We start from the raw sequence: 11749 nt of genomic DNA on the forward strand, positions 1-11749 counted from the left end.
GGTCCGCATCCTCACCTGGTACGACAACGAGTGGGGCTTCTCAAACCGCATGGCAGACACCGCCGTCGCCATGGGAAAACTCATCTGAAAAAAAAACAAGGCAGCCCCAAAAACGGGGCTGCCGGTTCCGGGAGGCTTTGCCCCCCGCTGTGACCTCACCACAGCTTTTCAGCGCATTGCGGCGATCAATCCCGCAAAGGAATTTTCTGTCTCTGACCGGTTCGGCTGGCTTTTCGTCACAACGAAACTGTCCCAACGGCACGGCCGGCCCGAAAAGCCCGCCTCCTTGCCATCGCTTTCCATGGGGCACAAACCGCCCCGGATCTGCCGGAAAACGCCTGGTTCAATGCTCCCGCGAGCCTTTCAACAGCACCCTGGTTTGGGTAGACGGCCCTCAACTCTGGGATGGGGCGTTCCGTGGCCTTTGAGAGAAAGGTCGTTTTACGCGAGTACCGGGGCCGGAACGAAAGCGCACAGGCGCACTCTCTGCGGGTTTCCCTCGTTTCCCAACCATCGCCGATCTTCCAAATTGCAAGAGAAACCCCTCCCGGTTGCGGGACCGCTTTCAGGAGATATGCAGACCTGCCGAAACTCTGAAAAGCGTTGAAGGCGGTATTCCGATCTGCTCACCCGGCTCCCGGATGGCCGTCTTCCCCCGGCTCGACAGGATGAAAACAGGCATAGCGATGGGTATTTCCGCTGATATCGGGAAAATTCTTCCGGCAGGCCTCGGTCGCTTTCCAGCAGCGCGGGTTGAACGGGCAGCCCTCCGGCACGGACATCGGCGAAGGCAGTTCACCCTCCAGCTTGATGCGATTGCGCTTGCGGCGCGGGTCCGCCATCGGTGTGGCCGAAAGCAGCGCCCGCGTATAGGGATGCCGCGGGTTGGTAAAGACATCCTCTTTCGGCCCCTGCTCCACCGGGCGGCCCAGATACATGACCATCACCTCATCCGCGAAGTGACGTACCACCGACAGATCGTGGCTGATGAACAGGTAAGCAAGCTCAAGCCTCTCCTGCAGGTCGACCAGAAGATTCAGAATCTGGCTCTGGATCGACAGATCCAGCGCCGAGACCGGCTCATCCAGAACGAGAATCTTCGGGTCCAGCATCAGCGCACGTGCCACGGCCACGCGCTGCCGCTGCCCCCCGGAAAACATGTGGGGATAGCGGTCGAAATGCTCGGGGCGCAAGCCGACCATGCCCAGCATATCACGGGCGCGCTGCTCACGTTCGGCAGACGAAACCTCCGGGCGGTTCAGCTTCAGTGGCTCCATCAGCGTCTGACCGATCGTCTGACGCGGGTTGAGCGACCCATAGGGATCCTGGAACACGATCTGCACCATTGCGCGCAAGGCGCGGTCACGGCTGGCACCTTCGGCCCCGATAGGATTGCCCCCGATGCGCATGGCCCCCCCGGAGGGCGGTTCGATCATGGTCACGACCCGGGCGAGCGTGGATTTGCCGCAACCCGACTCTCCCACCACGGCCAGGGTACGGCCCGGTGTCAGCTCGAAACTGGCCCCGTTGAGGGCCCGGACAACGGCGTGTTTTCCGAATCCGGCCTTGATCTCGTAGTGACGGGTCAGGTCCTCGGCTTGCAGGATCGGCGCGGTCATGCGGTATCCTTTCGGGGTTGCGGCACCCCCTTGTCCAGTGGGTAATGACACAGGGCAAAGCCCATCCCGGCATTGGCGCGAACCGGCACCTCAGCCCGGCAACGGGCGTCGGCAAAGCGACAGCGGGGTGAAAACAGGCACCCTTGCGGCCGGTCGAACTGCCCCGGTACGACGCCGGGAATGGTCGGCAGATGCCTCTCAGTCGCACGTTCGGGCAATGCGGCCAGCAGCGCGGCGGTATAGGGATGGTGCGGATTTTCAAAAAGATCCGTTACGGGCTGCTCCTCCACCCGTTGACCGGCATACTGGACCGAGACCCGCTGCACCGTTTCCGCCACCACACCCATGTCATGGGTGATCAGGATCAGTGCCATCCCCGTGGTTTCCTGAAGTTCGATCAAGAGTTCGAGGATCTGGGCCTGGATAGTCACATCCAACGCCGTGGTGGGTTCGTCCGCGATCAGCAGCTTGGGGCGGCACGCCAGCGCCATGGCGATCATGGCGCGCTGGCTCATCCCGCCAGAAAGCTGGTGGGGAAAGGCCGAAAGGCGCTTTTCAGGCGCCGGGATTCCCACAAGCGTCATCAACTCGACCGCACGGTCATGGCGCTGGCGGCGGGTCAGATCAGTATGAAGGCGCAAGCTCTCCTTGATCTGGAACCCGACGGTAAAGCACGGATTGAGGCTCGACATCGGTTCCTGAAAGATCATCGAGATGTCGCGTCCGACGATCTGCCGGCGCGCCCTGGGACTGATCTTTTGCAAATTCCTGCCGTCGAACGTCATGACGTCGGCAGTGATGGTCGCCGTCCAGGGCAGCAGCCCCATCAGCGCCAGCATCGACACGGACTTCCCCGAGCCGGACTCCCCCACAATAGCCATCAGATCGCCCTGATCGACAGTCACGTCGACCCCGTCCACGGCACGGAAAGCCCCGCTTGCGGTCGCGAACTCAACCGAAAGGTTGCGGATTTCCAGTAGAGACATGGCTCAGCTCCGCTTCAGTTTCGGATCAAGCGCATCACGCAGGCCATCGCCCATCAGGTTGATGGCCAACACGGTGATCAGGATGCACAGCCCCGGAAAGGTCACCACCCACCAGGCGCGCAGGATGAACTCCCGCGCTTCGGCCAGCATCGTCCCCCATTCGGGCGTGGGTGGTTGCGCCCCCATTCCCAGAAAGCCCAGCGCCGCCGCGTCAAGCACCGCAGTGGAAAAGGACAGTGCCGCCTGAACGATGATCGGCGCAAGGCAGTTGGGCAAAACGGTACGAAACATGATCCGAAGGCGCCCGGCCCCGGCCACCCGCGCCGCAGTGACATAATCCTTCGTGCGCTCCGACATCACCGCGGCGCGCGTCAACCGCACGAAATGCGGCTGAAGAACGATGGCAATCGCGATCATCGCATTAATCAGAGACGGTCCGAGGATCGCCACCAGAACCAGCGCCATCAGCAGGCTGGGAAAGGACAAAACGATATCCATCACCCGCATGATAAGCGTGTCCAGCCAGCGCGGGGCGAACCCGGCGATCACGCCGATCGTCACCCCGAAAAACGAAGCCACCCCGACAACAACAACCCCGATGAAAAACGAATACCGCGCCCCGTGCAGAAGACGGGAAAGCATGTCCCGCCCAAGCGGGTCGGTCCCGAGCGGAAACCGCCAGTTCCCCCCCTCGGACCACGCGGGCGGTTGCAGGAGATGCTCGCGAAACTGTTCAGAGGGCGAATAAGGGGCCAGCAACGGCGCAAAGATGGCAATGAACAGGAAAAGCGCAAAAACGAAAAGGCCGATCACCGCGCCACGATTTTCCCTGAAGGAGTTCCAGAAATCGCGCAGCGGCCCCGGCGGTGCGGGCGGCCTATAGGCGGTGGTGTCGGAGGTCGCGTCGCTCATGGCAGTCACCCCTTGCGGATCTTCGGGTTGATCAGGCCGTACAGCACGTCGACCGTCAGGTTTACGACCATCACGATGGTTGCAATCATCAGCAACCCGCCCTGTACCACCTGGTAATCGCGGCGGAAGATCGAATCGACCATCCACTTGCCGATTCCGGGCCAGGAAAAGATGGTTTCCGTCAGGATGGCCCCTGCCAGCAACGTCCCCACGGACAGGCCGATCACGGTAATCACCGGAATCATCGCATTGCGCAGCGCATGCACGCCGTTGATGACAAGCGGCGCCAACCCTTTGGCGCGGGCGGTACGGACGTAATCCTCGCCAAGGACCTCCAGCATGGCCGAGCGCGTCTGCCGCGCAATGATCGCCAGCGGAATCGTCGCCAGAACGATGGTCGGCAGGATCAGATGGCTGATGGCAGAGACAAAGGCCCCCTTCTGCCCGGACATAAGGCTGTCGATCAGCATGAACCCCGTGGGGGTGTCGAAGAAATACAACAGCGAAATCCGGCCCGATACCGGCGTCCACCCCAGCCCGCTGGAAAACACGATGATAAGCAACAGGGCCCACCAGAAGATGGGCATGGAATACCCGACCAGCGCGGTGCTCATCAGGGCCTGGTCGAAAAACTTGCCGCGATTCACCGCCGCGATGACCCCGGCGGGGATCCCCAGGACGACGGCCAGGGTGATCGCACAGATGGCCAGTTCGAGCGTCGCGGGGAAAAGCGCGAAGAATTCATCCAGAACCGGCTTCTTCGTCACGAAGGAGGTTCCCAGGTCGCCCTGAAAAATCCCTCCGATATATTCGAAATACTGTACCCACATCGGCCTGTCGAACCCGAACTGGGCGGCAAGTTCGTTGTAGCGTTCCGGGCTGACGCCGCGTTCCCCGGCCAAAAGCAGGATCGGGTCTCCGGGCAACAGGCGGATGAAGGCGAAGGCGACGATCGTTACCCCGAAAAAGGTCGGGACGAAAGTCAGCAATCTGCGGAGCAAAAAGGAAAACATGGGATCCCTGCCGTTTGCGGTTCGGGAATAGGAAGGCGGGCGGTTATTGAACCGCCCGCCCCCTCAGGTCAAGTTTTTTCAGTTCTCAAGCGAGACACCATAGAAGATATGCCCGCCGAACGGATCGATCTTGTAGTTCCCGACCTCGTTGCGGATCGGCTCGAACACGACCGAATGCGCGATCGTCGCCCAGGGCGCCTGATCCTTGAAGACAACCTGCGCCTCTTCGTAAAGCTTTGTGCGCTCTGCCTTGTCGGAGGTCAGCTTGGCCTTCTGGATCAGGGCATCGAACGTCTCGTTGCACCATTGGGCACGATTGGAGCCTCCGACGGCATCGCAGCCCAGCAGAACGGCCAGGAAGTTGTCCGGATCGCCATTGTCGCCGGTCCAGCCCAACAGGATCGCACCATCGCGGTCGATCTCCTTCGAGCGGCTGAGATACTCCCCCCACTCGTAAGAGACGATGTTGGCCTTGACCCCGACCTTGGCAAAATCCTCCTGGATCAGTTCGGCCATGCGGCGGGCATTGGGGTTGTAGGGCCGCTGAACGGGCATCGCCCAAACGTTCATCTCGAGGCCGCTGACCCCGGCCTCTTCCAGCAGCGCCTTCGCGGCTTCGGGGTCATAGGGATCGTCCTCGACGGCATCGTTGTAAGACCAGATCGTCGGCGGGATCGGGTTTTTGGCCGCCTTGCCCGCGCCCTGAAACACCACATCGATGATCGCCTGCTTGTTGATCGCCATGTTCAGCGCCTTGCGCACACGGGCATCGTCGAACGGGGCCATCTGGGTGTTATAGGCCAGATAGCCGGTGTTCAGGCCTTCCTGGCTCATCAGGTTGACATCCGGGTCGGATTTCATCGCCTCAAGGTCGGCAGGGTTCGGGTAGGGCATCACGTGACACTCCCCCGCCTTCAGCTTCTGGTAGCGGACCGAGGCATCAGGGGTGATCGCGAAAACAAGATTGTCGATTTCCGCCTTGCCGCGCCAGTAATCTTCGTTGGCACGATACCGGATCACGGCGTCCTTCTGGTACCCCACGAAGGTGAACGGCCCGGTGCCCACGGGTTGCTGGTTCAGCAACTCCAGCGTCCCGGCCTCCTCCAGTTGCGCGGCATATTCGGCCGACAGGATCGAGGCGAAGTCCATCGCGATGTTCGCGATGAAGGGTGCCTCGGGGCGGGTCAGGCTGAACTTCACGGTGTAGTCGTCGATCTTCTCGACGCTTTTGACCAGATCGGGCATCGACATGCCGTTGAAATATTCCCACGTCCCGCCGGAGGCGAGGTGGAACGGATGCTCCGGGTCGCGCTGACGTTCGAAGCTGAAGATCACGTCCTCGGCGTTGAAGTCGCGGGTCGGGGTGAAGAAATCGGTCTTCTGAAACTTCACACCCTGGCGCAGGTGGAAGGTGTATTCCATCCCGTCCTCGGAGACATCCCAGCTTTCGGCGAGGCTGGGAATGGTCTGGGTGGTGCCGCGCTCAAACTCCACCAGGCGGTTGTAGACGTTACGCGAAGAGGCATCGAAGCTCGTCCCGGAGGTGTAAAGGGCCGGGTCGAAGCCTTCGGGCGAGCCTTCGGAACAGTAGACGAGCGTACTCGCCGCCACGGAACTGGCGAGAAGCGCCGCACCAGAGGCCAGCGCTGCGGTTTTGAACAACCGGATCATGTGGTTTCTCCCATTTTCACATGCGGATGCCGGCCCAAGGGCGGGCATCAACTGCAACGAACGGTGGCGCGGTTTGTCCGGGGACGCAAGGCCAATCTCATACCACGCAGCACCGGACAAAATCACTCAACACGGCGCCAGCTGCCCCCATCACGGCAAATTCCGAAAACGCAACCGGATACCGACAAGACATTGCCGCGAAGCTGCATCTTGGAATTGTATGTCTTGTTGCGGTCCGGCGCCCAGACCTTGCCTTTACCGTAGGTTCCGTCGCTCATGGGGGCCATGTCCCAGACGATGCGCTTGCCGACATTCCCGGTCTGGATACGTTGCCCCTTGGAATCATACGCCCGCACAAGCGTGCCGCAGAACCTGTCCCCGCAAGGGCGAATCTCCACATGGCCAAAATTTCCGTTATCGTCAGGGCGGGTCTGCCAGGTGCCTTCAACCGGATCGCCCGCCTGTGCCATCCCCGCCAGCCCGAAAGCCAGCGCGGCGGCCAGCGTTATGTGCCGCATTTTCAATCCTCCCTTTTCTTTCAGTCTGGCGCGAGCGCCTGCTTCCGGCAAGCCTGACGTTGGGTGCGTTGCAATCGCGCGCCAAAGCTGCATAACACCCTCGAGCAGACAAGGAGGTCCGGATGATCCTTTACCCCGCCATCGACCTGAAGGACGGCCAGTGCGTTCGCCTGTTGCGGGGCGAAATGGACAAGGCCACCGTCTTCGGCGACGATCCGGCCGCCCAGGCACTGGCTTTCCAGGCGGCGGGGTGCGAATGGCTGCATCTCGTGGATCTCAACGGCGCCTTCGCAGGCCAGCCGGTGAACGGCGCGGCCGTAGAGGCGATACTCTCCGCCACAACCGTCCCCGCCCAACTGGGAGGTGGCATCCGCGACATGGCCACGATCGAGATGTGGCTGTCCAAAGGGCTGGCGCGGGTCATTCTGGGCACTGTGGCCGTGGAAACCCCCGCACTGGTACGCGATGCCGCCCGCGCCTTCCCCGGACAGGTCGCCGTTGGCATCGACGCGCGCAAAGGCCGTGTCGCCACCAAGGGCTGGGCAGAGGAAACCGACGTGCAGGCAAGCGATCTTGCCCGCAGCTTCGAAGATGCGGGCGTCGCCGCGATCATCTACACGGACATCGACCGCGACGGCGCGATGGCCGGCCCCAACATCCCCGCAACGCAGGCCCTGGCGCGGGCGATCTCCATCCCGGTCATCGCCTCGGGGGGGGTGTCCTCCCTCGAAGACCTGATGGCCCTGCGTGACACCGGCGCGATTTCCGGTGCGATCTCGGGACGTGCGCTTTACGATGGCGCCATCGACCTTGCCGCCGCGCTGACGGCGCTGAAAGGGTAAAGTGATGCTGAAGACCCGCGTCATCCCTTGCCTCGACGTCGCCGACGGGCGCGTTGTGAAAGGTGTGAATTTCGTCAACCTCGTGGATGCCGGCGACCCGGTTGAAGCCGCCAAGGCCTATGATGCCGCCGGCGCGGATGAGCTGTGTTTCCTCGACATCCATGCCACCCATGAGAACCGCGCCACGATGTACGATCTCGTCCAGCGCACGGCAGAGCAGTGTTTCATGCCGCTGACCGTCGGCGGCGGGGTGCGCACGGTCGCGGATGTGCGCGCACTGCTGCTGGCGGGCGCGGACAAGGTCAGCTTCAACTCCGCCGCCGTGGCGGACCCGGACGTGGTCCGCCGGGCCGCCGACCAGTTCGGCAGCCAGTGCATCGTGGTCGCGATCGATGCGAAAACCGTAGCTCCCGGCACGTGGGAGATCTTTACCCACGGCGGGCGCAAACCCACCGGCATCGACGCCGTGGATTTCGCCCGCACCGTGGTGGAAAAAGGCGCGGGCGAAATCCTGCTGACCAGCATGGACCGGGACGGAACCCGGGCGGGCTTCAACCTGCCGCTGACCCGTGCGATCTCCGGCGCCGTGACGGTGCCTGTCATCGCCTCGGGGGGGGTGGGCACGCTGGATCACCTTGTCGAAGGCGTCACCCGGGGCGGCGCCAGCGCGGTGCTGGCGGCCTCCATCTTTCATTTCGGCGATTTCACCATCGCGCAGGCCAAGGCCCACATGGCCAGGGCCGGTATCCCCGTGAGGCTGTGACATGACCCCGCTCGAACGGCTTGCCGCCACCATCGAAACCCGCAAGACGGCCGACCCGGACAGTTCATGGACGGCAAGGCTGCTTTCAAAGGGGCCGGAAAAATGTGCCGAAAAATTCGGTGAAGAGGCCGTGGAAGCTATCATAGAGGCCGTCAGGGGCGACCGCGACCGCCTGACCGGCGAAGCCGCGGATGTACTCTACCATCTTCTGGTGATGCTGGCCGCGCGCGACGTAACCCTGGCCGATGTCCTGAAAGAACTGGAACGTCGCGAGGGGACATCGGGCATCGTGGAAAAGGCCGCGCGCAAATGAAAAACGCCCGGACCGAAGCCCGGGCGTGAGTCGCGGAACGAGGGACAGTGAAGACAGGCAGGGAAAGTTCCGGTTTCCATGCCTACGTCCTCTACATGGGGTTGCATTTGCCATTGTCCAATAGCGGTAAAATAGCTGTGATCGAACTAGTCGAAAATATCCTCGACCACGTCGAAAGCCTCTTCCATCAGCCAGCGCAGGCGGCCTTTCCTGGGTTTCCTGCGTACTTTTCTTGCCTTTCGGCTGACAAAATCCGCACGAGCCAGTGTTTTCTGTCTCGGCTCCGGGGCAGTCTTCCTGGGCAACACCTTCATCTGGCGCAACGGCGCCCCACAGGCGGAACAGCTCAGTTCATGCCGGTCCCCGCCGCGCAGTACCAACGCCGCACGGGTGCCACAGTAGCAACAGGTCGCGATTTTGACACCGTCCGGCATGGTCCCCCTCAGGTCGTTACACTTGCATATAGGGCAACCGCCGCCGCATTGGAGACGTTGAGCGACCCGAATGTCCCCATCGCAGGGATTTTCACCAGCTTGTCACAGGTCGCGCGGGTCCGTTCCCGCAGGCCCGGCCCCTCGGCCCCCAGCACCAACCCCACGGGCTGGCCGCGCAATTCGTCCAGCGCCACACCAAGAGGCAGATCGGCCTCCCCGGCAAGGCCCAAAAGCGTATAACCCATCTCGCGCAGCTCTGTCATCGCGCTGGCGAGATTTTGCACCCGCAGATAGGGCTGACGTTCCAGTGCGCCCGAGGCGGTCTTGGCCAGGGCCCCGGTTTCCGGCGCGGAATAGCGGGCGGGCGCGATAACCGCGCGCGCCCCGAAGACCTCTGCCGAACGCAGGACCGCCCCAACGTTATGCGGGTCGCTCACCCGGTCGAGCAGCACAACACGGGGTGCCTCCGTCCCCCCCGGCGCGCAAACATCGCGTACCCTGCCCCAGTCCAGCGGCTTCACCTCCAATGCCGCACCCTGGTGCACCGACCCCGAATCGAGCGGCGCGACAAACCTTCTCGGATCACTGATTTCGGGCCTCACCCCTGACACGGCAATCGCATCGGCCAGCTTGTCGGCGGCATTTTTCGTCACCACCAGCCGCAGCTTGTCCCGCGCCGGGTTGAGCAACGCATCCCGGACCGCATGCAGCCCGAAAAGCCATACGGTCTGCGCCGCGGCGGCCCGGCGGGCGCGTTCCTTATCAACCACCCAGGCGGGTTTTTTCATGATCTTCGCCCTTTCCTCGACAGGGGCGGACCATGCGCCCATGGCGCGAAAGCCGCAAGGGATTTTCCTGTTGACGCCCCTGGCATGGACCAGTATTCACCGCCCCACTTAGGGCGACGTGCTGCAAGGTGCGGCAGCGGACTGTAACTCCGCCGGGGAGACCCATGCCTGGTTCGATTCCAGGGTCGCCCACCAACTCTCCAAATGCATATTGATTTCATTGACCTTTTTCGTGAAATTCCCGCGCTTGGAACGGGGGCGGGATTTGGACGTCATGTTTTCGCATATAGCGACGTGGGTTCGCAATCTTGGTGAAAATCTGATCTTTTCCCGATCGGGAATCATGGACATTCCTGGCAGAGGAGGGACGAGGATGAAGCTCCCCAGTCATCGGGCAACACCCGGCCACGACGTTTTCGCAGACATTGTTTTCCGGGCGGCCTGGCATATCGGGGCGGTGGGGCCGCTATTTGGCCCATGCCTCCATTGCTGTGAGCACCGCATATCGTGATCCACAAGGGCTGAGAGATCCGTGTTCAGGCAAATCCTCCAAAACCCATGTGATGAGCACCTGCGCCAGCCGCGCTTCCCTTCGTGACAGATGACTGCGGGGAAGGCCGGAGATTTCCGTTTGGAATCAAAGGTACGAATTCCTCCGCACCGCCGCCTTTAAAGTTTGGTCATGCCCGACAGACCGGAAACACAGGATCTCACGCCATTTCCCCCACAAAGATCATGGGCCATGAAAGGGGTTCAGCCTTGCCCGCCACGGTTCACGGCGGTACTCCTTGACCAACCGCGCAAGTGATTTCAGCATGCCCAAAACCAAAAACCCATTCAATATTGTCGTTGTGGCCCAATCCGGGCGCCTGCAATATGAAGCGGTCCTGTTCGCCGCATCGTTGCGCGCCAGCGATCCGGAATTCAGCGGCCGGCTGTTCGTGGCCGAACCGCAGCCCGGTCCGAAATGGGACCGCATCCCGCAGATCAACGACAGGGCGGCGCGCGATCTGCTGGAAAACGCGTTCGGAGCCGAGATCATACCTTTCGAATCCCGTGATTTCGGGAAGGACTATCCAAACGGCAACAAGATCGAGGCCCTGGAGGCCTTGCCCAAAGGCGAGCCGTTCGTGTTTTTCGACACCGATACGCTGGTTACCGGCCCGTTAAGTTCCGTGCCCTTCGATTTCGCGCGCCCCGCGGCCTCCATGAAGCGGGAGGGGACATGGCCGGAACTGGAGCTATACGGCCCCGGTTATGGCGAAACCTGGAAATCGCTCTACGACAAGTTCGGGCTGGATTACCAAAGTTCGCTCGACCCGAATCAACCCGATGAATACTGGCAGAAATATCTGTATTTCAACGCCGGATGGTTCTTTTACAAATGCCCCCACGCATTCGGGGCCCGCTTTCGTCAATACGCAACCCAGATTCGTGACAATCCTCCCGCACCGCTGGTGTGCCAGCAACTTTACCCGTGGCTGGATCAGATCGCGCTGCCACTGGTTATCCATGGACTGGGCGGTGGGCGTCCGGGGCCGGAGCTGGGCGGGCTGGACGGGAACATCACCTGCCACTGGCGCACCATGCCGCTGTTTTTCGCACGCGAGAGCGATCTTGCCGTCGACGTTCTGATGAACATCACCGCCCCCAACAAGGTCAAGAAGGTCATCAAATCCTACGAGCCCTTCAAGCGGTTCATCTATCAGGGCAAAGGCCAGAAGGCGCGGGCCCTGTTCGACCGCAACAACCTGCCCCGGCGTGAGCAGATGATCCGCAATCAACTCAAGCGCCACAAGCTGTGGATGCGGTAGGGACGGTTTTCCGCTCCACTCGCCCGCGGCGAAACAAAGCCCCGCTTTGGCGTCACCGGCGCCGCCGCTTTCCTTT

The 11749-nt window shown here is 61.9% G+C and carries 12 protein-coding genes and 1 tRNA gene; 5 read left to right on the forward strand and 8 right to left on the reverse strand.

The window, feature by feature from the left end; all coding sequences use genetic code 11:
• Window positions 1–626: 626 nt before the first annotated feature.
• From C8N32_RS09205 to C8N32_RS09230, 6 genes are all read right to left on the reverse strand, one after another.
• A complete protein-coding gene (locus tag C8N32_RS09205) occupies window positions 627–1619 on the reverse strand; it encodes an ABC transporter ATP-binding protein (RefSeq protein ID WP_107892701.1) in 993 nt (330 codons plus the stop codon).
• Entirely contained in the window at window positions 1616–2605 is a 990-nt protein-coding gene (locus C8N32_RS09210) for an ABC transporter ATP-binding protein (protein ID WP_107892702.1), read from the reverse strand. The genes C8N32_RS09205 and C8N32_RS09210 overlap by 4 nt, the downstream gene beginning before the upstream one ends.
• A 3-nt stretch (window positions 2606–2608) precedes the next feature.
• A complete protein-coding gene (locus C8N32_RS09215) occupies window positions 2609–3517 on the reverse strand; it encodes an ABC transporter permease subunit (protein WP_107892703.1) in 909 nt (302 codons plus the stop codon).
• Window positions 3518–3522: 5 nt separating this feature from the next.
• The gene (locus tag C8N32_RS09220) at window positions 3523–4530 is read right to left on the reverse strand and encodes an ABC transporter permease subunit (protein ID WP_107892704.1); all 1008 of its coding nucleotides are present in this window, start codon (window positions 4528–4530) and stop codon (window positions 3523–3525) included.
• Between the two features lie 78 nt (window positions 4531–4608).
• Window positions 4609–6201 carry an ABC transporter substrate-binding protein gene (locus C8N32_RS09225; RefSeq protein ID WP_107892705.1) on the reverse strand — a complete coding sequence of 531 codons (1593 nt, stop codon included), beginning with the start codon at window positions 6199–6201 and terminating at the stop codon, window positions 4609–4611.
• A gap of 122 nt (window positions 6202–6323) precedes the next feature.
• Complete coding sequence (locus tag C8N32_RS09230; protein WP_107892706.1) at window positions 6324–6719, reverse strand: DUF2147 domain-containing protein; 396 nt, start codon at window positions 6717–6719, stop codon at window positions 6324–6326.
• 122 nt (window positions 6720–6841) lie between these two features.
• Here C8N32_RS09230 and hisA point away from each other — a divergent pair, with 122 nt between their 5' ends.
• Genes hisA through C8N32_RS09245 form a run of 3 tightly spaced genes read left to right on the forward strand, consistent with a single transcriptional unit; the run spans window position 6842 to window position 8637 of the window.
• A complete protein-coding gene (gene hisA, locus C8N32_RS09235) occupies window positions 6842–7561 on the forward strand; it encodes a 1-(5-phosphoribosyl)-5-[(5-phosphoribosylamino)methylideneamino]imidazole-4-carboxamide isomerase (RefSeq protein ID WP_107892707.1) in 720 nt (239 codons plus the stop codon).
• 4 nt (window positions 7562–7565) lie between these two features.
• Window positions 7566–8324: an imidazole glycerol phosphate synthase subunit HisF gene (hisF, locus tag C8N32_RS09240; protein WP_107892708.1), complete on the forward strand. Its 759-nt coding sequence runs from the start codon at window positions 7566–7568 to the stop codon at window positions 8322–8324.
• 1 nt (window position 8325) lies between these two features.
• The gene (locus tag C8N32_RS09245; RefSeq protein ID WP_107892709.1) at window positions 8326–8637 is read left to right on the forward strand and encodes a phosphoribosyl-ATP diphosphatase; all 312 of its coding nucleotides are present in this window, start codon (window positions 8326–8328) and stop codon (window positions 8635–8637) included.
• 146 nt (window positions 8638–8783) lie between these two features.
• On the opposite strand, the gene C8N32_RS09250 is transcribed toward C8N32_RS09245, so the two are convergent.
• Both C8N32_RS09250 and rlmB read right to left on the reverse strand, forming a co-directional pair.
• Entirely contained in the window at window positions 8784–9071 is a 288-nt protein-coding gene (locus C8N32_RS09250) for a hypothetical protein (RefSeq protein ID WP_107892710.1), read from the reverse strand.
• 8 nt (window positions 9072–9079) lie between these two features.
• Entirely contained in the window at window positions 9080–9859 is a 780-nt protein-coding gene (gene rlmB / locus C8N32_RS09255) for a 23S rRNA (guanosine(2251)-2'-O)-methyltransferase RlmB (protein ID WP_107892808.1), read from the reverse strand.
• Between the two features lie 111 nt (window positions 9860–9970).
• On the opposite strand from rlmB, the gene C8N32_RS09260 reads away from it, so the two are divergent.
• Window positions 9971–10054 (forward strand) — tRNA-Tyr (locus C8N32_RS09260).
• Window positions 10055–10674: 620 nt separating this feature from the next.
• Window positions 10675–11673 (forward strand): hypothetical protein, encoded by a 999-nt coding sequence (locus C8N32_RS09265; protein ID WP_107892711.1) that lies wholly within the window; start codon window positions 10675–10677, stop codon window positions 11671–11673.
• The last annotated feature ends 76 nt before the right edge of the window (window positions 11674–11749 follow it).

Origin of the sequence: Rhodovulum imhoffii (assembly GCF_003046545.1) — a bacterium.
Classification (GTDB): domain Bacteria; phylum Pseudomonadota; class Alphaproteobacteria; order Rhodobacterales; family Rhodobacteraceae; genus Rhodovulum; species Rhodovulum imhoffii.

Coding starts and splice junctions, on each gene's coding strand:
- C8N32_RS09210 (WP_107892702.1), bottom strand. CDS start 2,605: ATGTCTCTACTGGAAATCCGCAACCTTTCGGTTGAGTTCGCGACCGCA.
- C8N32_RS09250 (WP_107892710.1), bottom strand. CDS start 9,071: ATGCCGGACGGTGTCAAAATCGCGACCTGTTGCTACTGTGGCACCCGT.
- hisA (WP_107892707.1), top strand. CDS start 6,842: ATGATCCTTTACCCCGCCATCGACCTGAAGGACGGCCAGTGCGTTCGC.
- rlmB (WP_107892808.1), bottom strand. CDS start 9,859: ATGAAAAAACCCGCCTGGGTGGTTGATAAGGAACGCGCCCGCCGGGCC.
- C8N32_RS09220 (WP_107892704.1), bottom strand. CDS start 4,530: ATGTTTTCCTTTTTGCTCCGCAGATTGCTGACTTTCGTCCCGACCTTT.
- C8N32_RS09230 (WP_107892706.1), bottom strand. CDS start 6,719: ATGCGGCACATAACGCTGGCCGCCGCGCTGGCTTTCGGGCTGGCGGGG.
- C8N32_RS09215 (WP_107892703.1), bottom strand. CDS start 3,517: ATGAGCGACGCGACCTCCGACACCACCGCCTATAGGCCGCCCGCACCG.
- C8N32_RS09245 (WP_107892709.1), top strand. CDS start 8,326: ATGACCCCGCTCGAACGGCTTGCCGCCACCATCGAAACCCGCAAGACG.
- C8N32_RS09225 (WP_107892705.1), bottom strand. CDS start 6,201: ATGATCCGGTTGTTCAAAACCGCAGCGCTGGCCTCTGGTGCGGCGCTT.
- hisF (WP_107892708.1), top strand. CDS start 7,566: ATGCTGAAGACCCGCGTCATCCCTTGCCTCGACGTCGCCGACGGGCGC.
- C8N32_RS09265 (WP_107892711.1), top strand. CDS start 10,675: ATGCCCAAAACCAAAAACCCATTCAATATTGTCGTTGTGGCCCAATCC.
- C8N32_RS09205 (WP_107892701.1), bottom strand. CDS start 1,619: ATGACCGCGCCGATCCTGCAAGCCGAGGACCTGACCCGTCACTACGAG.